This window comes from Pseudomonas sp. R151218B TE3479, assembly GCF_053629195.1.
Window position 1 is genome coordinate 3,807,263 of sequence record NZ_JBRJHV010000001.1, and the last position, 22,919, is coordinate 3,830,181.

A 22,919-nucleotide genomic window follows, 5' to 3' on the forward strand; every position below is an offset into this window, starting at 1 on the left:
AAATCAGTTCGTTCTTCCGGAGGGCTGCTTCGCAGCCCAGCGGGGATAAATCCCCTCGCCACATTTGTCAGGGGTAGATAAACCGGTTGACCACGTTCTCGAGCATTTCCTGGCGACCGCTGACCGCCTGGGGATTGAGCTCGTTGGTAAAGGCGTGCTCGGCCAGCGATTCCAGGCTGAAGTCGCCGGCCAGCACCGCCTTGCCAAACGGTTGCTGCCAGCCTGCGTAGCGCTGGTCCTTGAACTGTTGCAGCTGATCGTTCTGTACCATGGCTGCCGCGCGCTCCAGGGCGAGGGCGAGGACGTCCATGGCGGCGACATGGCCGTGGAACAGGTCGATCTCGTCCAAGCTCTGGCGCCGGACCTTGGAATCGAAGTTGAACCCACCATTGCCGAACCCGCCAGCCTTGAGGATTTCGTAGGTGGCCAGGGTCATTTCTTCGACGCTGTTGGGGAACTGGTCGGTGTCCCAGCCGTTTTGCGGATCGCCGCGGTTGGCGTCGATGCTGCCGAAGATCCCCAGGGAGACGGCTGTGGCGATCTCGTGGTGGAAGCTGTGCCCGGCGAGGGTGGCGTGGTTGGCTTCGATGTTGACCTTGATCTCGTTTTCAAGGCCGAACTGCTGCAGGAAGCCGAACACCGTGGCGCTGTCGTAATCGTACTGGTGCTTGGTCGGCTCCTGGGGCTTGGGTTCGATCAGCAGGTCGCCTTTGAAGCCGATCTTGTGCTTGTGCTCCACCACCATGCGCATGAACCGGCCCAGTTGCTCGCGCTCGTGTTTCAAATCGGTATTGAGCAGGGTTTCGTAGCCTTCGCGACCGCCCCACAATACGTAGTTGGAGCCTTTGAGGCGTTGGGTGGCGTTCATGGCGCTGAACACTTGGGCGGCGGCGCAGGCGAACACTTCCGGATCGGGGTTGCTGGCGGCGCCTGCGGCAAAGCGCGGGTTGCTGAAGCAGTTGGCGGTGCCCCACAGCAACTTGATCCCGGTCTGCTCCTGATGGCGTTCCAGGTGGTCGATCATCTGGGCGAAGTGGTTGCGGTACTCCTTGAGCGAGCTACCTTCCGGGGCGACATCGGTGTCGTGGAAACAGTAATAGTCGATGCCCAGCTTGGAAAAGAACTCGAAGGCCGCTTCGGCCTTGCCGATGGCCACTTCCATCGGATCCCCGGCGTGCTGCCACGGGCGCTTGAACGTGCCGGAGCCGAACACATCCGACCCCGGCCAGACGAAGGTATGCCAATAGCAGACCGCCATGCGCAGGTGTTCGCGCATGGGTTTGCCGAGCACCAGTTTGTTGGCGTCGTAGTGACGGAAGGCAAGCGGCGAATCGCTGGCGGGGCCCTCGTAGCGAATCTTGTCGACACCGGGGAAGTACGGCATGTGCGAGTTTCCTTTTTATTCTTGGCGGTGTCTCGATACTAACGCCGGCCCCGTGGCTGCTGATTATGAAAATCACCAACGGGCAGTTCGATTTTGAGTATTGAGATTCGTCGGCCGCGCGCCTAGTCTGTGTCCACCGGCACAGGGTTAAACCAATGAAAACCGTCCCGCCCGTTCACCGCATCGCGCTGTTGTTCAATGGCAGCAAGATCTACGACCGCGGCATCATCAGCGGTATCGGCAACTACTTGAGCAGCACGCGTGCGTCCTGGGACTTGTTTCTCGAGGAGGATTTTCTCTGCCGCCTGAAAGGCATCGAGCGTTGGCAGGGCGACGGGATCATTGCCGACTTTGATGACCCGCTGATCGGCGAGGCGCTGGCCGGGATCAAGCTGCCGGTGGTGGCGGTGGGCGGTTCCTATCAGGATGAACGCGCCTACCCGAAGGGCATTCCCTATGTCGCCACCGACAATGACGCGTTGATGAGGTTGGCCTACGAGCACCTGATCGAGGCCGGGCTGACCCGCTTCGCCTGTTTCAGCCTGCCTGAAGCACAAGCCAATCGCTGGGCCCAGGAGCGGGAGAAAGCCTTTCGCCGGCTGGTGCAGCGCGACGGCCTGCAGGCTGAGGTCTATCGCGGTATGGGCACCAGCGCACCGCTCTGGGACAGCGCCGTCGAACAGCAGATCGCCTGGCTGCAAAGCCTGCCCAAGCCCATCGGCATCATCGCCGTCAGCGACGCCCGCGCCCGACAACTGCTGCAAGCCTGCCTGACCGCCGGGATCGCCGTGCCGGAGCAAGTGGCGTTGATCGGCATCGACAACGACCCGCTGACCCGCAGCCTGACGCGGGTGCCGTTGAGCTCGGTGATCCAGGGCACCGAGACCATGGGCCGGACCGCCGCACGCTTGCTCCACCAAATGCTGCACGGCATGCCGTCCACGGGCACGCAGATTCTGATCCCACCGGATGCCATCAATGTGCAGGTGTCGAGCCTGCATCAACCGTTGGGCAACCCTTATGTCATGCAGGCACTGCTCTTCATCCGCCAATACGCCTGCCAGGGCATCAAGACGGCCCAGGTGGCGGCTTATGTAGGGATTTCGCGCTCATCGCTGGAAGCGCATTTTCGCAAGGAACGGGGCTGCAGCGTTCACGATGAAATCCTGCGCTTCAAACTGACCGCCGCCGCCAACGGGCTGGAAAACACCGACGCACCGATTGCCGATATCGCCCAGAATTGCGGCTTCAAATCGGCGCAATACCTGCACACGGTGTTTCGCCGCGAATTCGGCTGCACGCCTCGGGAGTATCAGCAGGGGGCCAATGCTGGAACTCACTGACCCACCACCGAAGCGAGTGAGCTTGCTCCCGCTGGGCTCTGTAGGCGCTGGCGAAGCCTGCGATCTTTTGATCTTTCGCTTGAGACTCAAGTGGCTGGGAAAAGATCGCAGCCTCGCTCCGCTCGACAGCTCCTACCGCGCGCCCCAACCAGAGACGATCCATGAACGATGACACCTACACCCTGTACATGCGTTTCCAGACGCCCGATCCTGACATCGGCCCACGGGAGCGGGCGCCGATGCTGGCGCAGGAGCAGGCCTGGGCGCGTGAGCGTGCGACCATGCATCGCTTCAGCTGGATCATGGTGCTGGTGCCGCCGTTGTGCCTGGGCCCGGTGTTGCCGGGCATCGCGTTTTTACTGGGGCTGTTGGTCTATCAGGGATTATCCGCCCCAGGCGTCGACCTTGACCGGATCGTGGGGGATTCCCTTGGCTGGCTTGTGCTCGTCACCTTGCTATTCATGGCTGCCTGGGTCCTGCATAACTACTTGCGCGATAAGCGCGACCCGACCAAGCGTTATTGGCAATCGATGCCCGATCAAGGGCTGGTCGAACTCGAACACCACACCCTCATCCGCGGCATCAGCCTGTGGTCCAACGACTATGATCCGGACTGCAACACCCTCATGCAATGGACCGACGGCAAGCTGAAATGCGTGCAAGACAGCGGCGTGTCGCAATGGATCCTGGCCCGGACCGCAGCGGGGCATTGGCTGGTGCTCAAGGAGCAATATCCGGGCAACTTCAGCTACGCACGGGTAGGGCAAATGCCTGCATCGGACAAGCTGCTGCAACCCCAGCAGCAACTGGCGATTGCTTTCGCCCCCGGCACGAACCTGCAGTTGGGCCGGCGTTTCGACGGTACGCCGATGCCATTGGTGGATACGCCGTACTGGATGTCTGCCGATGAACTCAAGCGTCTGGAGGAGGCCGCCCATCACTGGAAGTTTTTACCGCCGAACCGCTATGGAGTGGTCAATGACCAGGACGCCGCCTGGGTGCAACGGCTGGTGGACAGGGCGCAAGCCAGTGTCGGGCCGCAGCCGGCGAGAGATCGCAGCCCAGCCCGGCGGGAGCAATCGCCCTCGACACCCTGAATCGAACACATTCCCGCACGTCCGGCCGGTCACTGAAGCCAGGTGTCCACCACCCGCCGATCCAGCTCCTCCCAATCCGCCATGCCCAATACCCGAGTGGTGTTCAACCCGCGCAGATAACCGCGCAGTTGATGGGCCGTGGCCCGCTTGAGCTCCGGGTCGGGTTCTGTGTTGCTCAACAGCACGCTTTCGTACTGGATCAGGTAGTCAGCCACCCGCTCACGGAAGTCGGGCAATACCGCGTCGCGAATCAGATCAAACGTTCTCATGGATAGGCCTCATCAATCTTTCTCGGCTTGCAACTATTGCTAGCAGTAATAGTGACCATTACGAAATGCAAGTTCTGCTTTGCCGGCAATCGTTGGAAAATCAGCGCCATCGAACACGCAGCCCGTATTTTATTTTCAGGACCCCAACCCATGCGCCGTTTATTTTTTCTTCCCCTGGCGTTTTCCCCATGGTTGCTGGCCGGTTGTGCCTCGGCACCGAACGATCCGACCCTGACCTTGCAGACCAGCAAGACGCCGGCCCAATACGCCGAATGCGTCGTACCGAAGCTGCAGGGCAATGCCTTGAACCCGGTGGTCTCGCAGACCCAGCGCAGCTACCGCATCGTGGTGCCGAGCAAAGTGTCGGCGGACAACGTGCTGGAAGCCTACAAGGTTGGCGACGGCGGCAAGGTATTCATCTACGAGCGGCACTTGTTGGCCTCCAACCTTCTGCCTTCGAGTTTCGAACGCGCCGCACAGGAATGCATCTGACCGGCCCGTAAACATTCTTCACCGTGCTCCTTTGGTTGGCCGCAACCAACCAATTCCCTTGCCCCGCACCGTCCTCGGTCGCGGGGCTTTTTTTTGTTTGACGATGACTCCAGCCGGTATTTCGGCCCGGTCAGCGCAGCCTTAGGCAAGAGCGTCAGGGAGCACGTTTTGTCGTCTTGTCTTATAGAGTCGGCACAGGGGTGCTGCCGTTCAAGGCTGGAATCTTTGAAAACACCTCAGCCATAAAATCCATGAACACGATAGCCCGCGTGGGGAGCAGTCTATTGGCGACATAAACCATTTGCACGGGGACAGGAGGAGCCGCATGGTCGGTGAGAATGAACTGTAATCTCCCGCTGTTCAGCCCATCCTCAAAGAGCCACGCAGGTCCATGCGCCACACCCAGGCCTGCCACGACCGCCGCACTCACAGCGTCGGGCGAGTTGACCCTGAGCCTGCCGGCAATCGGAATGTCCGCGTCCCGGAATCGCCAGGTCGCCCCGGACGACAGTAAGGTGTAGATAATGCAATCGTGGTCGCGTAGATCATCCGGGATCTGCGGAACTCCGCGTTTAGCCAAGTAGTCCTTGCTGGCGACGAAGACCCGGTCGTACCAACCAAGACGCCGGGCGCGCAAGGTGCTGTCCTCCAGATGTCCTATGCGAATGGCGAGTTCGGTGCCTTCATTGACCAGGTCTACGTATCGATCGTTGAGTTGGAGATCCAAGTTCAATTGAGGGTAGCGTTCCAAAAAGGCCGGCACATGCGGCAGCACAAACGCGTGTGCGAGAGCTGTCGGACAGGCTACGCGCAAGAGGCCCGATGGCTCGACGTTGTTCCTGAAGGACGACTCGGATTCATCCACCGCATCCAGAATGCGCCGGATGTCTGCATAGTAGCGTTCGCCCTCCGGCGTCAAGGATAGCTTGCGCGTAGACCGGTGGAGCAAGCGCGTCTGCAAATGATCCTCCAGAGCCGCTACATAGCGGCTTACATTGGGCTGCCCCAGCCCTAGATCGCGTCCTGCCGCCGAAAAGCTCCCCGTTTCTACAGCACGCGCGAAGCACGTCATCAAAAGAAATCGGTCCACTTCTCCACCTCGATTCATGCCTGATTTGCATGAATCATATACGAATAAGCAGTCTTATCCGCTACAGGGCATAAGCGCATATTTCTCCACGTCGACCGCGGTGGTCGTCATTCACCGGAGAATTCAAATGTCGCGCTTGCAAGGTAAACGTACTCTCATCACTGGCGGCACCAGTGGCATCGGGCTGGAAACGGCAAAGCAGTTCCTGGCAGAGGGTGCTCGCGTGATCGTAACGGGTGTCAACCCCGATTCGATTGCAAAGGCCCAGGCCGAACTGGGCCCGGAAGTGCCGGTGCTGCGCGCCGACTCGGCCAGCGTTGCAGCACAAAAGGAGCTGGCACAAGTCATCAAGGAACACTATGGCCAACTCGACGTTGCCTTCCTCAATGCCGGCGTATCCGTCTGGCTGCCCATTGAGGAATGGACGGAAGATATGTTCGACCGTTCTTTCGACATCAACGTCAAAGGGCCGTACTTCCTGATGCAGGCGCTGTTGCCGGTCTTCGCAAATCCTGCTTGCGTAGTGTTGACAACTTCCGTAAGCGCGCATGCAGGCGCGGATCGCTCGTCCGTGTATGCCGCAACGAAGGCCGCATTGCTGAACATGTCGAAGACGCTCTCGACCGAATTGCTGGGCCGTGGCATCCGTGTCAACGCAGTGAGCCCTGGCCCCGTCGAGACTCCGCTTTACGACAAGCTCGGTATTGCGGAAGCTTATCGCGAGCAGCTTAACAAAGAGATCGCGGCAACCATTCCGCTTGGGCGCTTCGGTACCTCCGACGAGGTGGCCAAAGCAGTGCTGTATCTGGCATCCGACGAGTCGCGCTGGACGGTCGGCTCTGAAATCGTCCTTGACGGCGGCCGCCTGCTGAATGGCTAAGCGCGCAGCTCAAGCATTGCGCGAATGCAACATTGCCTGGGCTGGGTTAATCAGGTACTGAACGTCCGCCTCAGCACTTGGCGACGAACGAGTCCAATCCAGACTGTGCAAACAGCGGTACGCGGGAAACCTCTGCCGCTGTTTCCGCTTGATAAACCCTCCAGAGCCACTAAAAGCAATGAACGCTCTTACGCTAATAAGCCACCCACTATGCCCATTCGTACAGCGCGCCGCGATTGTGCTTCTTGAAAAGGGCATCCAATTCGATCGGATAGATGTCGATTTATCAGCCAAGCCAGACTGGTTCCTGGCAATTTCGCCAACCGGCAAGGTCCCGGTGCTCAAGGTGCGCCAGGACAATGCGCAAGACGCGAGCCTATTCGAAAGCATGGTCATCTGCGAGTACCTCGACGAAACCCAAGGTGGCGCGCCGATGTACCCCATTGATGCGTTAGCTCGCGCGCGGAATCGCGCGTGGATCGAGTTCGCGTCGCAGACTCAAGCTGAAGCCTGGCAGTTTCTCCACGCTCGTGACTCGGCGACCGCAGATGCCAAGCGCACCGCATTTCGCGAACGGCTCGGCAAACTGGAGTCAGAAATAGGCGCGGGGCCGTTCTTCAATGGCTCGGCCTTTGGAATGGTTGATGCGGTTTATGCCCCGCTTTTCCGTTACTTCGAGAGTATCGACGCAGCTGTCGCACACCAGATGTTCGACGGCCTTCCGCGCATTTCGGCTTGGCGTGAGGCGCTTGCGGCGCGCGCCAGCGTAAGGGATGCCGTTGTCGAAGACTATGCCGATCGTTTCCAAACGCATCTGCGCCAACAAGGCGCGCTGATCGCTGCCGCTTAGCCGAAGCGATCAATCAACCCAAGCCTTTTGATCGGGAGTCGGGAGCATGACGAACCCATCAAAAAGCGCTCTGACCATCGTTGAGTATGTCAACGATGGACTGGCCCCAACTGGCCCTTTTTGCCTGCCGGCTTCAGGTTAGCCAATCGTCCGCCCGGATGAACTCGATGAGCGCTTTCAGGGCCGGTGGCACATGGCGTCGGCTGGGGTAATAGAGAAAAAACCGGCTTGGCGGCGCTTTCCATTGCGCGAGCAGTTCCGTGAGATGCCCATTGCGGAGGTCGTCGCGCGCCAGTTCTTCGTAGACGTAGGCAATCCCGGCGCCGTCTTTCGCCGCCTGGATCATCAGCACATCGTCTTCAAGAATGAGCGGGCCGGTGACGGACAAACGGATCGGTTGTCCCTCTGCCTGATACTCCCAAGCGTAGAGTTTGCCGCTGGGAAAACGCCGGGCGATGCAGGCATGGTCGAGCAAGTCCCGTGGAGCCTGGGCGATTCCCTTCGTGGCCAGGTAGGTTGGCGCGGCTACGGTCACGAACGATTGAGGGGGGCCGACAGGGACGGCGATCATGTCGCCGGCCAGGCTTTCGCCAAAGCGCACGCCGGCGTCAAAGCCGCCGTTGACGATATCGGTCAAGCCATCATCGCTGACCAGGTCCAGTTGAATGCGTGGATACCTGGCCACGAACGGCGCGAGCACCTTCGCAAATACCGCACGCGCCGCCGGACGCGCCACATTGAGGCGAAGCTTGCCGGCGGGCACATCCTGCAGCGAGGTCAATTGGGCCAAGGCATCGGCAACCTGCTGCAGGGTAGGGGCCAGTGTTGCCAATAGCTGGTGGCCGGCCTCGGTCGGGGTAACGCTGCGCGTGGTGCGGTTGAGCAGCCTGACACCCAGGCGTGCTTCCAGGGCTCGCATGGCGTGGCTCAATGCCGAGGCCGAAACGCCACGCTCGTCGGCGGCCTTGCGAAAGCTGCGATGGCGAGCGACGGCGGCAAAGGCATCCAGTTCGGAAAGATCGAGGTGCTGACTCATGAATACAGTTCAGTAGTTCAAATACGATTACCCATCTTATCGTCATGAGATCCCTCGCGGATACTGCCCACATCATCTGTGGAGAACTCGCTATGCAAAAGAATCGTCTTGGATCATCGGACTTGCTGATTTCACCCATTGGCCTGGGAACCTGGGCCATTGCTGGCACCGGCTGGGAATACAGCTGGGGAGCACAGGACGACGAGGACAGCCTCGGTGCTCTTGAATATGCCGTTGAAAGCGGGGTGAACTGGATCGATACGGCGGCGGTTTATGGTCTGGGCCATGCCGAGCAACTGGTCGGGCAGCTGTTGCGTCGGCTGCCGGCTTCGCAGCGTCCGTTGGTGTTCACCAAGGGCAGTCTGGTCTGGGACCCGGTCACCAAGGCGATCTCACACTCGCTGGCGCCTCGATCGTTGCTCGCCGAGGTCGAGGCAAGCTTGCGCCGACTGCAAGTCGAAACCATCGATCTTTATCAGATCCACTGGCCGGCCTTTCCTACCGACGGCAGCAGTGAAGGGCTCGAGAAGGCGCTTTCGGCGTTGGCCACCGCCCGCGAACAGGGGAAAATTCGCGCCATCGGCGTCTCCAATTTCGATGTCGCGCAACTCAAGCGGGCCCAGGCGGTGACCGAGATCGTTTCACTCCAGCCGCCTTATTCCGCCTTGATGCGGGACATCGAGCAAGACGTCCTGCCATTTTGCGAGCAGGCGGGAATGGGTGTCTTGGCCTATTCCACTCTCCAATCGGGGCTGCTTTCCGGCAGCATGACGCGCGAACGCATCGCCCAGTTGCCCGACGACGATTGGCGCAAGGCGCGAAGCGCCGACTTCCAGGAGCCTCGCTTGAGCGCGAACCTGGCGCTGGTCGAGGTCTTGGCCGGTATTGGCGAACGGCACGGGGTCAGTGCGGCGGCAGTCGCCATCGCTTGGGTACTGCGCAAGCCGGTGGTGACCGGTGCCATCGTCGGAGCCCGTCGTCGCGGGCAGGTCGATGGGCTGATTGCCGGCGCGCAGTTGCGCCTCAGTGCCGAGGAGATCGAAGAAATTCGACCCTTCCTGCCAGTGGGCATGGGCACGAATGTTCCAGGGAACGCTTGACCGTTTATCGTGCAGGCGCTCGCTGGAATGAGCGGGTTTGACGCTTCGCTGCATAACCGGCACTATCTGCTCGTTAATGATCATTAGTGCTCGTTTATGCAGGTTGTATCTCATGACTTCTCCCCACGAAGCGTTCCCCGGCGAACGCCAGCAATTGATCAGCCAGCGTCTCGCCCGGTATGGCCGGGTGATCGCGGCTGACCTGGCCAGCGAATTCAATGTGTCCGAACACTCGATCCGGCGTGACCTGGGGGTATTGGCAGCGGCGGGGTTATGCAAGCGTGTTTATGGCGGCGCAATACTTGTGCCGGCTGCCGAAGGGTCGCTGGATGTACGCGTGCGTAAAGACCCGGCACGCAAGGGCAGCCTCGGCCAAGCGGCCGCGGCCTTGCTGCGCGCGGGCCAGCATGTGTTCATCGATGCCGGGTCGACCAACCTGGCGATTGCTGGCGCCATCGATCCGCGCCTTCAGTTGACCCTCTCCACCAATTCGCCGTTGATTGCGGTTCAACTGATGAAACTGCCCCGTGCCGAAGTCATTCTCCTGGGGGGGCGCTTGAATCCAATCGCCGGTGGTGTGATCGGGCTGACGGCGGTGGAGCAACTGCGCCACTTCAGTTTTGACGTGTGTTTTCTCGGTGCCTGCGCCATCGATCCAGACAATGGGGTCACGGCATTCGGCCTGGAGGACGCAGAGTTCAAGCGCGCAGTGGTGGCGGCGAGTGGGCAAGTGATTACCGCGGTGACCAATGAAAAGCTGTCCAGCGTTGCTCATTATCAGGTGGTTTCTTGTGAGGAGGTCGCCGCCCTGGTGGTGGAGCACGATGCGCCACGTGAGCGGCTGGAGCCCTTCTACGGCCGGGTGACCAACGTCGTGACGAGCGTCCGTGAACAGCGGTGTAGCTGATGCCTTTGCGGCGCAGGGCAGGGCAATCGAGTAGATACTGCGCGGCCCCCATTGTCCGCCAGGCGATTTGCGTCTAGTTTGCTGCCCGATCACAAGTACAAAAAATCAGGAGTCATCGATGCAACCAATTCGTCTCGGCCTGGTGGGCTACGGCAAGATTGCCCAGGATCAACACGTTCCAGCCATCCTCGCCAACCCCGCGTTCCAACTGGTGGCGGTCGCTACGCAAGGGCAGCCCTGCGCCGGGGTGGAGAACTTCCGATCCCTGGGCGAGCTGCTCGAAAACGGCCCGCACGTCGATGCGATTGCGTTTTGCACACCGCCGCAAGGTCGATTCGCCCTGGTGCAACAGGCGCTGGCGGCCGGTAAGCACGTTCTGGTGGAAAAGCCGCCGTGCGCCACGTTGGGTGAAGCCATGGCCTTGGTGGAGCAGGTTCGCGAGCAAGGTGTCAGCGGCCTGTTCGCCTGGCATTCCCGTTACGCCCCAGGCATCGCAGCCGCCCGTGACTGGCTGGCCAGTCGCACCTTGCACAGCGTGCAGATCGATTGGAAAGAAGACGTGCGCAAGTGGCACCCCGGCCAGGCATGGATCTGGCAACCCGGCGGCCTGGGGGTCTTCGATCCCGGCATCAACGCGTTGTCGATTGCGACTCATCTGTTGGCGCTGCCGTTGTTCGTGGAGTCCGCCGAGTTGCGTGTGCCGGACAACTGCCAGTCGCCGATTGCCGCCAGCATCAAGATGGCCGACGCGCGCCACCTCGATATCCGGGCGGAATTCGATTTCGACCATGGCCATGACGAGCTCTGGAGCATCGAGATTCGCTGCGCTGAAGGTGTCCTGCGCCTGGACAACGGCGGTGCGCTGTTGAGCATCGACGGCGTGCGCCAGGCCGTCTCCGAGGAGGGCGAGTACGCCGCGGTGTATCGACATTTTCAGCAATTGATCAACGACAAGGCCAGCGACATGGACCTGCAGCCACTGCGGTTGGTCGCGGATAGCTTCTTTGTCGGCAGTCGGACGGCGGTCGAGCCGTTCTACGATTAACCCAGGGAACTGCAGTTGAACGAACAGACATTGTCCATGCGCCTGGAGCGCGTGGCGGCGCATATGCCGGCGGGGGCACACCTGGCCGATATCGGCTCGGATCACGCGTACCTGCCGGTGGCCTTGTTGCGCCGTGGCGTCATTGCGACGGCGGTGGCCGGCGAGGTAGCGTTGACGCCGTTGCGCGCCGCCGAACGCACCGTGGGCGAGAATGGCCTGGCGCAGCGCATCAGTGTGCGCCTGGCCAATGGCCTGGCGGCAATCGAGCCGGAAGACGGGATCACGGCGATCAGCCTCTGCGGCATGGGCGGCGAGACGATCCGCGATATCCTGGACAGCGGCCAGGCACGGCTGAGCGGGCACGAGCGGCTGATTCTGCAACCCAACGGTGGCGAACAACCGCTGCGCCAATGGCTGATGGAAAACGGCTACCGCATCCTTTGCGAGGAAGTGCTGCGGGAAAACCGCTTCTACTACGAGATCATCGTCGCCGAGCGCGCCGGGCCAGTGACGTACACCGCCGAGGAACTGTACTTCGGCCCGCTGCAGATGCAAGCGCGAACCCCGACCTTCCTGGCCAAGTGGCAACGCCTGCTGCGCCAGAAACAAAAGACCCTCGCCAGCTTCGCCAAGGCGCGGCAAGCCGTGCCCGAAGAGAAGCAGCAAGACATTGTCCGGCAGGTCCGGTGGATCAGTGCGCTGTTGGCTTGAGCTGCATCGAGGTTGGATGTGCCGACGTCATCGCGAGCAAGCTCGCTCCCACAGAGAGTTGCGCAAGTCTCTTTGGTGGGAGCGAGCTTGCTCGCGATGAGGCCATCAGTGACTTCACGGGTTCGAGAAGTGCCGCCTTCTCCAGTTGCCCGACTACTGACCCATCAGGGGGTAGTGCTTGATACGACATGCATACGAGTTACCGTCGCCTTTACAGACACCATCCAGGTAGCGGTAGTCCACCCGTACCGACTGCCCTTTGCCGGGCCATTGCCGGCGGGGGAGCGTGGCTTGGTAGTCCGGGGTTTCCGGGGTGAAGGTCAACAGTGAGCCTTGTGCGGGACACTCCACCGAGGCGGATTTCGGCCTGACCTTCACGATCTGCGCCTGAAGTTGCGGGTAGGGCTGTTTCAGGACCTCGACGATGCGCAGCTCCATCTGGCAGATCTGCCACGTCGAGGCCTGGACGGGCTCGCACAGGAAGGGGAGCGTCAAGGCAAGCAGTCCGAGGGATGCTGCGTGAATGTTCATGGCCGCTAGCCTGGACTGCTGGCTCAACCGTAAAGCCCCATCAGCGAGAAAGACTGGTCAGCGCTCAGCGCGACAATCTCGGTCAGCGAATGCAGGAGCACCGGCACCAGCAGCCCACCGCTGACCACCCTGGCGATGGCGAACACGCCTCCACAGGCGAAGATCAGCATGATCGTCATCCAATTTCCGTATTGGATGTGCATGCCGGCGAAGACGGCCGACGTCACGATGATCGCGATCCATGTCCAGGCACGGCTGTTCTCGTAGGGAAACAGCCGGAACATGTAATGGCGGAAGAACAGCTCTTCGGCGATGGGCGGCAGCACGATCAGCGAGGCAATCTTGATCGCTGCCTGCCAACGGTTGAGCCCGTCCAGAAGCTCGGCCATGAACACCTCACGGGGCAACCCGAGCACAAAGACGGCAACCCCGAAAAGCAAGTAGGTCCCGACAATGCCGACCGCCCCCCACCGCAGGGGTTTGCCAATGGCATGACCGCGCCACTGCAGGCGCGAATCGGCGCGGTATTGCAAGGCGAAGAGGCCGAGGAGGATGAGCGCGGTGATCCCCGAGGTGGTCGTGAACATCAGATAGGCCTGCATGTCCGCGGGTACGAAAAGGACCTCGGGTATCGCGGCCAGGAAGACGACCACAGTGGCCAGCACCAACATCCCGAGCCGGGGAAAGAAGCGGTAGGGCGATAAAGTGGAGGCGGGTGCAAACTCAGGGGCGGCACTTAGATTCGTCACAGTCACTCCATGAGTGCAAGGAAAAAGGCATGATGCCAGTGTTTTGATCGTCTGGGATGAGTTCCTGTCGGCTTTGTGGAGAGGTAGGCAATTGGCATCTCACTACGTCGAACGTGTGGCGTAAGGAACAGGCATCCATGCAACTGCGCCGCCGCCATCGCGAGCAAGCTCGCTCCCACACTCGATCTCCAGTGGACACGAAACCCATGTTCAACCCAGAACCCCTGTGGGAGCGGGCTTGCTCGCGATGAGGCCAGCCAGCCCAACATCCATGTAGCTGAACCGCCGCTATCGCGAGCAAGCTCGCTCCCACACTCGATCGCCAGTGGACACGAAACCCATGTTCAACCCAGCCCCCCTGTGGGAGCGAGCTTGCTCGCGATGAGGCCTGCCAGCCCGACATCCATGTAGCTGAACCGCCGCTATCGCGAGCAAGCTCGCTCCCACACTCGATCTCCAGTGGACACGAAACCCATGTTCAACCCAGCCCCCCTGTGGGAGCGAGCTTGCTCGCGATGAGGCCAGCCAGCCCGACATCCATGTAGCTGAACCGCGCCATCGCGAGCCAGCTCGCTCCTACACTCGATCGCCAGTGGACACGAAACCCATGTTCAACCCAGAACCCCTGTGGGAGCGAGCTTGCTCGCGATGAGGCCAGCCAGCCCGACATCCATGTAGCTGAACCACCGCCATCGCGAGCAAGCCTGCTCAAAGCTGCTTCGAGCCCCCGCCAATCTGCCAGACATACGGCGGTTCCGTACCGTTGATTTCCCAATCACCGATGATGCGCTCCTTGTAGATCAGCGGATTGTGCGAGGCCGCGGTGCGGGCATTGCGCCAGTGACGGTCGAGGGCCTTGCTGGTGCTGGTGGCCGAAGCTCCGAGGGCATTGAACAGGTCGCTGGTGGCGCGTAACACCAGGTCGGAAATCACTACCTGGGCCTGGGCCGACTCCAGTTCGGCGGCGATGTTGGCGGTGTGCTCAATCTCGGCGTCCTGGCTGAAGCGACTTTCGTAAGCGCGTTGGGAGGCGCTCGCGGCGCGCAGGGTGGTGGCTTCGGCGGCATAGACCTGGGCCGATGCCCTGCCGACCACTTGTTGCACTTGCACGTCCTGGCTCACTTCGCTGGCATTGCCGGTGCTGAAGACCCGCGTGCGTTTGCGCACTTGCTCGGTGATGTCATGGACCGCCGCGCGGCCGGCGCCGGTCAGCACGGCCAGCAGCACCAGTTGATAAAACGCGGTCTGGTATTTGAAGCGGGTAGAGAAGTCGATGAGATTTTCCGTCTCGACCAACGCATTCTCGAACAGCGACGTTCCGCTGCCGGTGGTGCGTTGGCCGAAGCCGTCCCAGTCGTCGTTTTGCTTGACGCCCGGCTGGTGCACGCGGACGGCGGCAATCACGTCGGTGCCGTTGTCGTCGCGCTGGGCATACACGTCGATCCAGTCGGCGAAGATACTGCCGGTGCTGTAGTACTTGGTGCCGTTGACGACCCACTGATCACCCTGGCGGGAAACCCGGGTGCCGACTTCGCCGATTTTCACCGCGCCGACTTCCGTCCAGGCATTGCCCACCAGCTCACCCTCGACAAAGCGCTTGAACCAGGCGTCCTGCGGGCTACTGGCGTGGGCGTTGAGGCGGTCCTCGACGAATGCGAAGTGCCCGCGCAAGGCCTGGGGCAGGTTGGAGTCGGCTTCAGCCAGTTCGATCAGCAATTGCAGCAGTTGCGGCAACGAAGCCCCGGCACCGCCATATTCGACCGGTACGCGGACGGCGCCAAAGCCTGCTTCCTTCAGCCACTTCACCTGTTCAAAGGGCAGGCTGCGCGTCTGCTCGCGTTCCAGGGCGCCGGCCTGGATGCGTGCAAAGATCGGCCGGAAGCGTTCGGCCAGGGGCTCATAGTCGGTGCCCGTGGAAAGGATCGGCGGCAGGTGGTGTTGCTGTGCGGTCATGTTGATATTCCTTGTTGGTGGCGAGTCGGCGGGCAGGGGAAAAATCTGCCGGTGCCAAAGGCCATTGCACAGTCCATGCCCAAGGCCCAACGCCCGTAAATACGGGGCTCATACGGCGTTCATCGGCGCAAGTGCTGTCCTGGCCACGGACAATCTGTTGCACAACTGTGTGCCGGGCAACAGTTGCCGCGACGGCATCGACAGGCCAGGTGTTGGCCAGGCAACAGTGGGCCAACAGCTTGTCCGTCGGGCGACAGTGCGGTGATTAGGAGTGTCACGTAATTCATTGATTAATAAGAAGATATTTAAATGGCACGGTTGCTGCTCTACACCTTGTGCAGACGCTGAGGTGGCGTCTCCAGGCATGGGGTAAGCGATGAGCAAGCAATTCAAAGTGGTGGCGGTGTCAGGCAGCGTGCAGCACCCGTCACGCACCCTGGCACTGCTCCAGGCGTTGGTGGATCGGCTCGGGCAGCAACTGCCGATTGAGGTGCGCTTGATCGAATTGGCCAAGGTCGGTCCACAGTTCGCCGGGGTGTTGCGTCGCGAGGCGTTGCCGGTTGCCGTGCAGGAGGATCTGCACGCCATTGAATCGGCCGATCTGCTGATCGCCGCCAGCCCGGTGTACCGCGCCTCGTACACCGGCCTGTTCAAGCACCTGTTCGATTTCGTTCATCACGAAGCCCTCAAGAACGTACCGGTGCTGTTGGCCGCGACAGGTGGCTCGGATCGCCATGCCTTGATGATCGATCACCAATTGCGACCCCTGTTCGGCTTCTTCCAGGCCCTCAGCCTGCCAGTAGGGGTCTATGCCAGCGAAACCGATTTCAGCCAATACCGGATCTCCAGTGCACAGGTGCTGGAGCGTATCGAGCGAGCCGTCGAGTCGGCGTTGCTGAGCCTGGTCCCGGGCGCCCGGCATGACGCCAGTGCTGCCTGATCCATTTTTCCTTTCAAAACGAGCCGTGGAGTACATGCAATGAGCCAGGACACGATCAAATTTGCCTACTGGGTGCCCAACGTCAGTGGCGGTCTGGTGGTCAGCAAAATCGAACAACGCACCGACTGGGGCATCGACTACAACCGCAAGCTGGCCCAGATCGCTGAAGCGGCCGGCTTCGACTACGCCCTGTCCCAAGTGCGCTTTACCGCCGGCTACGGTGCTGAATACCAGCACGAGTCCGTCGCGTTCAGTCATGCCTTGCTGGCCGCCACCACGCGCCTGAAAGTCATCGCCGCGGTACTGCCGGGGCCGTGGACGCCGTCGGTGTTGGCCAAGCAGATCGCAACCATCGACCACCTGACCGGCGGCCGTGTGGCGGTCAACATCGTGTCGGGCTGGTTCAAGGGCGAGTTCACCGCCATTGGCGAGCCGTGGCTGGAGCACGATGAGCGCTATCGCCGTTCCGAAGAATTCATCACTGCGCTCAAGGGCATCTGGACCACCGACAACTTCACCTTGCGCGGTGATTTCTACCGCTTCCACGACTACACCCTCAAGCCAAAACCACTGCAGCAGCATCCGGAGATCTTCCAGGGCGGCAGCTCACGTGCGGCTCGGGACATGGCCGCCCGGGTATCGGACTGGTATTTCACCAACGGCAATACCGTGGACGGCGTCAAGGCGCAGATCGATGACCTTCAGGCGAAAGCCGCGGCCAACAACCACAAGGTCAAGGTCGGCGTTAACGCCTTCGTCATTGCCCGCGACACCGAAGAAGAGGCGCGTGCGGTCCTCGCCCAGATCATTGACCAGGCCGATCCCGAGGCCGTCAATGCCTTTGGCGATGCGGCGAAGCAGGCCGGCAAGTCCAGCCCGGAAGGCGAGGGCAACTGGGCCAAGTCCAGCTTCGAGGATCTGGTGCAATACAACGATGGCTTCAAGACCAACCTGATCGGCACGCCGCAGCAGATCGCCGAACGCATCGTCGCGCTCAAGGCGGTGGGTGTGGATCTGGTGCTCGCCGGTTTCCTGCACTTCCAGGAAGAAGTCGAGTATTTCGGTCGTAAGGTGCTGCCGCTGGTGCGTGAGCTGGAGCAACGCAAAGCGGCAGCCAAAACGGCGGCGGTCGCTTAGGCGCGGGAGGCAGCATGGGCACGTTCACCGACACCCTTGAGCCGGTCCCGGCCAGCTTGCCCCAGTGGTTGCAGCGCCAGGCGCTGGAGCATGGCACGGACGTCGCGCTACGCCACAAGCATCTGGGTGTCTGGCAGGAGCGGACCTGGGCGCACGTGGCCGACGAGGTGCGCCGTTTCGCCAGTGCTCTGCAAGCCCGCGGTTTTGCGGCGGGCGCGACCCTGACGATCATCAGTCGACCCAGGCCGCAGGCACTGCTTGCCGCATTGGCTGCGCAATGGCTGGGCGGCGTGGCGAGTCTGTTCGACCCGCTGGAGACGGCGGCCGAACAGGCGCAACGGCTCGCCACGCTGCAGCCGGGTTTCGTCCTGGTCGAAGGCGTGGAAGAGATGCTGCGTCTGCGTGCGGCGCAGGTGGCCGTGGGGGTGTGGGTCTACCTCGACAAGCGTGGCCTGTCGGATTCGCTGCCATTTGCGCAAGCGCTGGATTACGCCGCGTTGGCTGCCGAGCGGCCAATCGTTGACCTGGCCTCGCAAGGGCAAGCACTGCAAACGGCCTTTGTCTTTTATCGCGGAAGTGGACGGGCGATGGAGGAGCAACGCGTCAGCCACGCCGAACTGTTGCAGGAGGGGCAGCGGTTGTTGGTGCGCGAAGGGCTGGGCCGGCAGGAAGAGGCGCTGGCCGCACGGGCGTTCGCCTCGGGCGGGCAAGCTCGCTATCTGCTGGCGCCTTGGTTGATGGCCGGTTTTCGCCTGAACTTCCCTGAGAACCTGGCGACCCGTGATCGCGACCGTCGCGAGCTGGGCCCGACGCTGGTGGCCGGGACGCGGGAAACCTACGAGCGTTTGCACCGCTATGCGCTGGAGCGTTTGCCGGAGCCGGGCAGTGGGTCGCGCCGGCTGGTGGACTGGGCGTTGGCAGCGCAGCCGGGGCTGCTGCAACGGCATCTGGGGAACTGGCTGGTTCGCCGGCCGTTGCGCGACGTGCTGGGGTTTTCCCGGACCCGCGCGCCGCTGCTGGTGGGCGATGCCTTGCCGCCCGAAACCCAGGCATTTTTCCAGGCATTGGGTATCGAGGTTCGCCAGTGGGACGACGGGGCTCACTGGCAAGCGCCGCCGAACCTGATGCAGCACACCACCGATGACTGGACGGGTCTCCAGTCGCAACTGGCCTGAGAGGAGACGCCCCATGACCCAGACGGCCATCACGCATTTGCTGGAGCTGGACCATATTTCGCTGTCATTCAAAGGCGTCAAAGCGGTCACGGACATCAGCTTTCGCGTCGCCGCCGGTGAGATCTGCGCCTTGATCGGCCCCAACGGCGCCGGCAAGAGTTCGCTGCTGAACGTCATCAGCGGCGTGTACCAGGCCCAGGACGGGCACATCCGTTTTGATCGACAAGAGCGGCGCCGGATGCGCCCCCACGACGTGGCGGTTCGCGGCATTGCCCGGACATTCCAGAACATCGCGCTGTTCAAGGGCATGAGCGTGCTCGACAACGTGCTCACCGGACGCAACCTCAAGCGCCGCAGTACTTGGATCGAACAGGCACTGCGCATCGGTCGCGCCCGGGCCGAGGATGACCGTCAGCGCGAAGCGGCCGAGCGTGTCATCGCGTTCCTGCATTTGCAGCCTTGGCGCGACGTCCTGGTGGGCACGCTGCCCTATGGCTTGCAGAAACGGGTGGAGCTGGCCCGCGCGCTGGCGGCGGAGCCTCGGCTGTTGCTGCTGGACGAGCCCATGGCCGGGATGAACGCCGACGAGAAGCAGCAGATGAGCCGCTTTATCGTCGACATCAACCGCGAGCTGGGCACGACGGTGGTGTTGATCGAGCACGATATCGGCGTGGTCATGGACATCAGCGATCACGTGGTGGTGCTCGATTACGGTCGCAAGGTCGGCGACGGCTCGCCTGAAGAAGTACGGCAGAACCCCGAGGTCATTTCGGCCTACCTGGGTACTCGCCACTGAACCGGACATTCGACACCTTCCCGTCAGGGAGGGCAGGCAAGTTGCGTCCGCAGAATGGGAGCGGCGATGGAATTTTTCTTTGAAGTATTGATTGGTGGGTCGTTGGCGGGGGTGATGTACGCCTTGGTGGCCATCGGTTTCGTGCTGATCTACAAGGCTTCCGTGGTGTTCAATTTTGCCCAGGGCGCGATGGTGCTTTTCTCGGCGCTGACCTTCGTCAGCCTGGTGGAGCGTGGTGTGCCGTTCTGGCTGGCGTTCGTCATCAGCCTGGCAGCCATGATGCTGATCGCCGTGGCGGTGGAGCGGGTGGTGCTGCGGCCCTTGGTCAACCGTTCGCCGATCACGCTGTTCATGGCCACCCTTGGGCTGTCCTACGTCATCGAAGGTTTCGCCCAGGCACTCTGGGGCGCCCAGGTGCATGGCCTGGAACTGGGTATCAGCGATGAGCCGCTGGAATTGGGCGGGATGTTGTTGTCGCAGTTCGACATTTTTGCCGCAGTGACCGCGGCGTTCCTGGTGCTGCTGTTGTCCTGGCTGTTCAACAAGACCCGGCTCGGATTGTCGTTGCGGGCGGTGGCCGATGACCCGCTGGCGGCGTTGGCCGTGGGCATTCGTTTGCAGCGGGTCTGGGTGGTGGTGTGGGCGGTGGCGGGGTTTGTCGGGCTGGTCGCCGGCCTGCTCTGGGGCGCTCGCCTGGGCGTGCAGTTCTCGCTTTCGCTGGTGGTGCTCAAGGCCTTGCCGGTATTGATCATCGGTGGGTTCACCTCCATCAGCGGCGCGATTGTCGGTGGCCTGATCATCGGGGCTTCGGAGAAGCTGGCGGAGGTTTATCTCGGGCCCTTCATCGGCAGTGGCATCGAAAACTGGTTTCCCTACGTGCTGGCGCTGTTGTTTCTGCTGGTGCGTCCGGCGGGGTTGTTTGGCGAACGGGCCATCGAACGGGTTTAGGGGGAAATACTCATGTTTTATCGAGAAGCAGGTCAGTTCAGCACCCGCTATGCCCAGGACCGTCGGGTCTTCGCCCTGCGCCAGGACCGTCACGGCCTGGTCGCGTTGCTGCTGTTTGCCTTCGTCGTGGTGCCCTGGCTGGGCAACGACTATTGGTTCAGCGCGATCCTGATTCCGTTCCTGGTACTGTCCTTGGCCGGGTTGGGGCTCAATTTGCTCACCGGTTATGCCGGACAACTGTCCCTCGGTTCAGCGGCGTTCATGGCGGTGGGAGCCTTCGCCACCTACAACCTTGAAATACGGGTCGCCGGCTTACCGCTGTTGGTCAGCATCGCCCTGGGCGGGCTGATGGCGGCACTGGTGGCGGTGCTGTTCGGTCTGCCGAGCCTGCGCATCAAAGGCTTCTACCTGTTGGTCTCGACCCTGGCGGCGCAGTTCTTCGTGACCTGGGCGCTGACCCGGTTCAGCTGGTTTTCCAACAACAGTGCCTCGGGCGTGATCAGTGCGCCGCGCCTGGAGGTATTCGGGGTGAACCTCGACGCGCCGGCCGGCCGCTATCTGTTGACCCTGAGCGTGGTGGTAGCGCTGTTCTGGCTGGGCAAGAACCTGGTGCGCAGCGAGTTGGGGCGCAACTGGATGGCGGTGCGCGATATGGACACCGCCGCTGCGATCATCGGTATTCCCTTGGCGAAGACCAAGCTGCTGGCGTTCGCCATCAGTGGGTTTTTCCTCGGCGTGGCCGGAGCCCTGTGGGCCTTTGCTTACCTGGGCACCGTGGAGCCCCACGGCTTCGATCTGAACCGGTCGTTCCAGATCCTGTTCATCATCATTATCGGCGGCCTCGGCAGCCTGCTGGGCAACTTCCTCGGCGCGGCTTTCATCGTGCTGTTTCCGGTATTGCTTTCGAACCTGGTGTCGCTGCTGCCCGGCGGGCTGGTGGACGCCGGCCAGGTGGAGAACCTGCAGAAGATGATATTCGGCGCCCTGATCATCCTGTTCCTGATCAAGGAGCCAGAGGGCCTTGCGCGCCTCTGGCAGAGATTTCGCCAGCGCGCACGACTGTGGCCGTTGCGCTACTGAGCGAACCGCACAACGCGGGTTTGCAGTTCCATTTTGGTGGCTTATCCATGGCTTCATAACAAGGAAAATTCGATGTTCAAACGATCATTCGCCAGCAGCCTGGCACTGGCCCTGAGCCTCACCGCCGCGGCGTTCACCGTCCAGGCGGACAACGAGCAATACTTCCCGCTGCAAAGCTATCGCGTCGGCCCTTATGCAGCCGGCGGCACCGGTTTTTTTGGCGGCTTCATCGACTACCTCAAGTACGTCAACGCCAATGGCGGCGTGAACGGTGTCAAGCTGACCTGGAGTGAGTGCGAGACCGAATACGTGGTGGAGAAAGGCGTGGAGTGCTACGAACGCCTGAAGAAAGGCTTGAACGGCGCGCCGGCGGCTGCCACCAATCCGCTGTCGGTGGGCATCGCCTACGCCACGCTGGAGCGCTCGACAGCCGACAAACTGCCGCTGATCACCATCAACCATGGGCGCACGGATTCCACCGATGGCAGCGTGTTCCCCTACGTTTTCCCATTGCAGTTGAACCCGTATTCCGAGGTCTCGGCGATCATCAATTACATCGGCCAGCGCGCCGGCGGGCTGGACAAGCTCAAGGGCTTGAAGATCGTCACCCTGTATCACGGTTCGCCCTATGGCAAGGAAACCAATGAGGTCCTGCAAACCCTGGCCGACAAGTACGGTTTTGCGCTGACCTTGCTGGAGGTGCCGCACCCCGGCAACGAACAGCAGTCGCAGTGGCTGAATATCCGCCGGGAAAAACCCGATTGGGTGATCCTGCGCGGTTGGGGGGTGATGAACCCGGTGGCGCTGAAAACCGCGCAGAAAGTCGGTTTCCCGGCCGACCACATCATCGGCAACATCTGGAGCAACTCCGAAGATGACGCCGCGCCGGCCGGTGCCGCGGCCAAGGGCTTCATCGCCATCACCACGCACCCTTCAGGCACCGACTTCCCGGTGTTGCAGGGCATCAAGCAGCAGGTGGTCGACGCCGGCCATGGCGACCTGGCCGATCCCAAGCGGTTCGGCACCGTGTACTACAACCTCGGCGTGGTCAACGGCATCCTCAACGTAGAGGCGCTGCGCATTGCCCAGCAGAAATTCGGTCAACAACCCCTGACGGGTGAGCAGGTGCGTTGGGGCTTCGAGAACCTCAAGCTCGACGACGCCCGGCTCAAGGAACTGGGGGCGTTGGGCCTGGTGCAGCCGTTGCAATTGTCGTGCTCGGACCATGAAGGCGGCGGTGCGGTGCGCTTCCAGCAATGGGACGGTACCCAGTGGAAGCTGATCAGTGACTGGGTGCAGGCCGACCGCGCCCTGTTGCGGCCGATCATCGAAGCGTCTTCGCATCAGTACGCGCGGGAAAAAGGCATTACCCCGCGTGATTGCAGCAAGGAATCCTGAGGCATCGC

At 61.6% G+C, this 22,919-nt stretch carries 23 protein-coding genes; 16 read left to right on the plus strand and 7 right to left on the minus strand.

Going from position 1 to position 22,919, the window contains the following annotated elements:
- Positions 1–67: 67 nt before the first annotated feature.
- Entirely contained in the window at positions 68–1,384 is a 1,317-nt protein-coding gene (gene xylA, locus AB7M32_RS16845; RefSeq protein ID WP_454250627.1) for a xylose isomerase, read from the minus strand.
- Between the two features lie 155 nt (positions 1,385–1,539).
- Between xylA and AB7M32_RS16850 the strand changes: the two genes are divergently transcribed.
- Both AB7M32_RS16850 and AB7M32_RS16855 read left to right on the plus strand, forming a co-directional pair.
- Positions 1,540–2,727 carry a XylR family transcriptional regulator gene (locus AB7M32_RS16850; protein ID WP_072410080.1) on the plus strand — a complete coding sequence of 396 codons (1,188 nt, stop codon included), beginning with the start codon at positions 1,540–1,542 and terminating at the stop codon, positions 2,725–2,727.
- A gap of 161 nt (positions 2,728–2,888) precedes the next feature.
- Positions 2,889–3,824 carry a hypothetical protein gene (locus AB7M32_RS16855; protein ID WP_454250628.1) on the plus strand — a complete coding sequence of 312 codons (936 nt, stop codon included), beginning with the start codon at positions 2,889–2,891 and terminating at the stop codon, positions 3,822–3,824.
- Between the two features lie 29 nt (positions 3,825–3,853).
- Here AB7M32_RS16855 and AB7M32_RS16860 read toward each other — a convergent pair whose 3' ends face one another.
- Complete coding sequence (locus AB7M32_RS16860) at positions 3,854–4,093, minus strand: hypothetical protein (RefSeq protein ID WP_454250629.1); 240 nt, start codon at positions 4,091–4,093, stop codon at positions 3,854–3,856.
- Between the two features lie 150 nt (positions 4,094–4,243).
- Between AB7M32_RS16860 and AB7M32_RS16865 the strand changes: the two genes are divergently transcribed.
- Entirely contained in the window at positions 4,244–4,585 is a 342-nt protein-coding gene (locus tag AB7M32_RS16865; protein ID WP_454250630.1) for a hypothetical protein, read from the plus strand.
- 181 nt (positions 4,586–4,766) lie between these two features.
- Here AB7M32_RS16865 and AB7M32_RS16870 read toward each other — a convergent pair whose 3' ends face one another.
- The gene (locus tag AB7M32_RS16870; RefSeq protein ID WP_454250631.1) at positions 4,767–5,675 is read right to left on the minus strand and encodes a LysR family transcriptional regulator; all 909 of its coding nucleotides are present in this window, start codon (positions 5,673–5,675) and stop codon (positions 4,767–4,769) included.
- 127 nt (positions 5,676–5,802) lie between these two features.
- Between AB7M32_RS16870 and AB7M32_RS16875 the strand changes: the two genes are divergently transcribed.
- Positions 5,803–6,555: an SDR family oxidoreductase gene (locus AB7M32_RS16875; RefSeq protein WP_454250632.1), complete on the plus strand. Its 753-nt coding sequence runs from the start codon at positions 5,803–5,805 to the stop codon at positions 6,553–6,555.
- Between the two features lie 178 nt (positions 6,556–6,733).
- Complete coding sequence (locus tag AB7M32_RS16880; protein WP_454250633.1) at positions 6,734–7,405, plus strand: glutathione S-transferase family protein; 672 nt, start codon at positions 6,734–6,736, stop codon at positions 7,403–7,405.
- Between the two features lie 133 nt (positions 7,406–7,538).
- On the opposite strand, the gene AB7M32_RS16885 is transcribed toward AB7M32_RS16880, so the two are convergent.
- On the minus strand, positions 7,539–8,441 hold the full coding sequence (locus AB7M32_RS16885) for a LysR family transcriptional regulator (protein ID WP_454250634.1): 903 nt from the start codon (positions 8,439–8,441) through the stop codon (positions 7,539–7,541).
- A 92-nt stretch (positions 8,442–8,533) separates the two neighbouring features.
- Here AB7M32_RS16885 and AB7M32_RS16890 point away from each other — a divergent pair, with 92 nt between their 5' ends.
- The 4 genes from AB7M32_RS16890 to AB7M32_RS16905 all read left to right on the plus strand — a co-directional run bounded on the left by AB7M32_RS16890 (position 8,534) and on the right by AB7M32_RS16905 (position 12,204).
- Complete coding sequence (locus tag AB7M32_RS16890) at positions 8,534–9,541, plus strand: aldo/keto reductase (RefSeq protein WP_454250635.1); 1,008 nt, start codon at positions 8,534–8,536, stop codon at positions 9,539–9,541.
- Positions 9,542–9,653: 112 nt separating this feature from the next.
- Positions 9,654–10,448, plus strand: a complete 795-nt coding sequence (locus tag AB7M32_RS16895; RefSeq protein WP_454250636.1) for a DeoR/GlpR family DNA-binding transcription regulator — start codon at positions 9,654–9,656, stop codon at positions 10,446–10,448.
- 118 nt (positions 10,449–10,566) lie between these two features.
- Positions 10,567–11,493 carry a Gfo/Idh/MocA family protein gene (locus tag AB7M32_RS16900; RefSeq protein WP_454250637.1) on the plus strand — a complete coding sequence of 309 codons (927 nt, stop codon included), beginning with the start codon at positions 10,567–10,569 and terminating at the stop codon, positions 11,491–11,493.
- Between the two features lie 15 nt (positions 11,494–11,508).
- On the plus strand, positions 11,509–12,204 hold the full coding sequence (locus AB7M32_RS16905) for a tRNA (adenine(22)-N(1))-methyltransferase (protein ID WP_454250638.1): 696 nt from the start codon (positions 11,509–11,511) through the stop codon (positions 12,202–12,204).
- Between the two features lie 153 nt (positions 12,205–12,357).
- On the opposite strand, the gene AB7M32_RS16910 is transcribed toward AB7M32_RS16905, so the two are convergent.
- The 3 genes from AB7M32_RS16910 to AB7M32_RS16920 all read right to left on the minus strand — a co-directional run bounded on the left by AB7M32_RS16910 (position 12,358) and on the right by AB7M32_RS16920 (position 15,437).
- On the minus strand, positions 12,358–12,735 hold the full coding sequence (locus tag AB7M32_RS16910; RefSeq protein ID WP_454250639.1) for a hypothetical protein: 378 nt from the start codon (positions 12,733–12,735) through the stop codon (positions 12,358–12,360).
- Between the two features lie 23 nt (positions 12,736–12,758).
- Complete coding sequence (locus AB7M32_RS16915; protein ID WP_454250640.1) at positions 12,759–13,484, minus strand: CPBP family intramembrane glutamic endopeptidase; 726 nt, start codon at positions 13,482–13,484, stop codon at positions 12,759–12,761.
- Between the two features lie 708 nt (positions 13,485–14,192).
- Positions 14,193–15,437, minus strand: coding sequence for an acyl-CoA dehydrogenase family protein (locus tag AB7M32_RS16920; RefSeq protein WP_454250641.1), 1,245 nt, complete (start codon positions 15,435–15,437; stop codon positions 14,193–14,195).
- A 376-nt stretch (positions 15,438–15,813) separates the two neighbouring features.
- Between AB7M32_RS16920 and msuE the strand changes: the two genes are divergently transcribed.
- From msuE to AB7M32_RS16955, 7 genes are all read left to right on the plus strand, one after another.
- Entirely contained in the window at positions 15,814–16,377 is a 564-nt protein-coding gene (msuE, locus tag AB7M32_RS16925; protein ID WP_454250642.1) for an FMN reductase, read from the plus strand.
- 39 nt (positions 16,378–16,416) lie between these two features.
- On the plus strand, positions 16,417–17,514 hold the full coding sequence (sfnG, locus tag AB7M32_RS16930; protein WP_454250643.1) for a dimethylsulfone monooxygenase SfnG: 1,098 nt from the start codon (positions 16,417–16,419) through the stop codon (positions 17,512–17,514).
- A 14-nt stretch (positions 17,515–17,528) separates the two neighbouring features.
- Entirely contained in the window at positions 17,529–18,689 is a 1,161-nt protein-coding gene (locus AB7M32_RS16935) for an AMP-binding protein (protein ID WP_454250644.1), read from the plus strand.
- A 13-nt stretch (positions 18,690–18,702) separates the two neighbouring features.
- Positions 18,703–19,485 carry an ABC transporter ATP-binding protein gene (locus AB7M32_RS16940; protein WP_454250645.1) on the plus strand — a complete coding sequence of 261 codons (783 nt, stop codon included), beginning with the start codon at positions 18,703–18,705 and terminating at the stop codon, positions 19,483–19,485.
- 66 nt (positions 19,486–19,551) lie between these two features.
- Positions 19,552–20,433: a branched-chain amino acid ABC transporter permease gene (locus AB7M32_RS16945; RefSeq protein WP_454250646.1), complete on the plus strand. Its 882-nt coding sequence runs from the start codon at positions 19,552–19,554 to the stop codon at positions 20,431–20,433.
- 12 nt (positions 20,434–20,445) lie between these two features.
- Positions 20,446–21,513 (plus strand): branched-chain amino acid ABC transporter permease, encoded by a 1,068-nt coding sequence (locus AB7M32_RS16950; RefSeq protein ID WP_454250647.1) that lies wholly within the window; start codon positions 20,446–20,448, stop codon positions 21,511–21,513.
- 72 nt (positions 21,514–21,585) lie between these two features.
- On the plus strand, positions 21,586–22,911 hold the full coding sequence (locus tag AB7M32_RS16955) for an ABC transporter substrate-binding protein (RefSeq protein ID WP_158457571.1): 1,326 nt from the start codon (positions 21,586–21,588) through the stop codon (positions 22,909–22,911).
- Positions 22,912–22,919: the final 8 nt, after the last annotated feature.

What these genes read in the sequence shown, in the direction of transcription:
- xylA (WP_454250627.1), bottom strand. Translation starts at nt 1,384, where the DNA reads ATGCCGTACTTCCCCGGTGTCGACAAGATTCGCTACGAGGGCCCCGCC.
- AB7M32_RS16850 (WP_072410080.1), top strand. Translation starts at nt 1,540, where the DNA reads ATGAAAACCGTCCCGCCCGTTCACCGCATCGCGCTGTTGTTCAATGGC.
- AB7M32_RS16855 (WP_454250628.1), top strand. Translation starts at nt 2,889, where the DNA reads ATGAACGATGACACCTACACCCTGTACATGCGTTTCCAGACGCCCGAT.
- AB7M32_RS16860 (WP_454250629.1), bottom strand. Translation starts at nt 4,093, where the DNA reads ATGAGAACGTTTGATCTGATTCGCGACGCGGTATTGCCCGACTTCCGT.
- AB7M32_RS16865 (WP_454250630.1), top strand. Translation starts at nt 4,244, where the DNA reads ATGCGCCGTTTATTTTTTCTTCCCCTGGCGTTTTCCCCATGGTTGCTG.
- AB7M32_RS16875 (WP_454250632.1), top strand. Translation starts at nt 5,803, where the DNA reads ATGTCGCGCTTGCAAGGTAAACGTACTCTCATCACTGGCGGCACCAGT.
- AB7M32_RS16880 (WP_454250633.1), top strand. Translation starts at nt 6,734, where the DNA reads ATGAACGCTCTTACGCTAATAAGCCACCCACTATGCCCATTCGTACAG.
- AB7M32_RS16885 (WP_454250634.1), bottom strand. Translation starts at nt 8,441, where the DNA reads ATGAGTCAGCACCTCGATCTTTCCGAACTGGATGCCTTTGCCGCCGTC.
- AB7M32_RS16890 (WP_454250635.1), top strand. Translation starts at nt 8,534, where the DNA reads ATGCAAAAGAATCGTCTTGGATCATCGGACTTGCTGATTTCACCCATT.
- AB7M32_RS16895 (WP_454250636.1), top strand. Translation starts at nt 9,654, where the DNA reads ATGACTTCTCCCCACGAAGCGTTCCCCGGCGAACGCCAGCAATTGATC.
- AB7M32_RS16900 (WP_454250637.1), top strand. Translation starts at nt 10,567, where the DNA reads ATGCAACCAATTCGTCTCGGCCTGGTGGGCTACGGCAAGATTGCCCAG.
- AB7M32_RS16910 (WP_454250639.1), bottom strand. Translation starts at nt 12,735, where the DNA reads ATGAACATTCACGCAGCATCCCTCGGACTGCTTGCCTTGACGCTCCCC.
- AB7M32_RS16920 (WP_454250641.1), bottom strand. Translation starts at nt 15,437, where the DNA reads ATGACCGCACAGCAACACCACCTGCCGCCGATCCTTTCCACGGGCACC.
- msuE (WP_454250642.1), top strand. Translation starts at nt 15,814, where the DNA reads ATGAGCAAGCAATTCAAAGTGGTGGCGGTGTCAGGCAGCGTGCAGCAC.
- sfnG (WP_454250643.1), top strand. Translation starts at nt 16,417, where the DNA reads ATGAGCCAGGACACGATCAAATTTGCCTACTGGGTGCCCAACGTCAGT.
- AB7M32_RS16935 (WP_454250644.1), top strand. Translation starts at nt 17,529, where the DNA reads ATGGGCACGTTCACCGACACCCTTGAGCCGGTCCCGGCCAGCTTGCCC.
- AB7M32_RS16940 (WP_454250645.1), top strand. Translation starts at nt 18,703, where the DNA reads ATGACCCAGACGGCCATCACGCATTTGCTGGAGCTGGACCATATTTCG.
- AB7M32_RS16945 (WP_454250646.1), top strand. Translation starts at nt 19,552, where the DNA reads ATGGAATTTTTCTTTGAAGTATTGATTGGTGGGTCGTTGGCGGGGGTG.
- AB7M32_RS16950 (WP_454250647.1), top strand. Translation starts at nt 20,446, where the DNA reads ATGTTTTATCGAGAAGCAGGTCAGTTCAGCACCCGCTATGCCCAGGAC.
- AB7M32_RS16955 (WP_158457571.1), top strand. Translation starts at nt 21,586, where the DNA reads ATGTTCAAACGATCATTCGCCAGCAGCCTGGCACTGGCCCTGAGCCTC.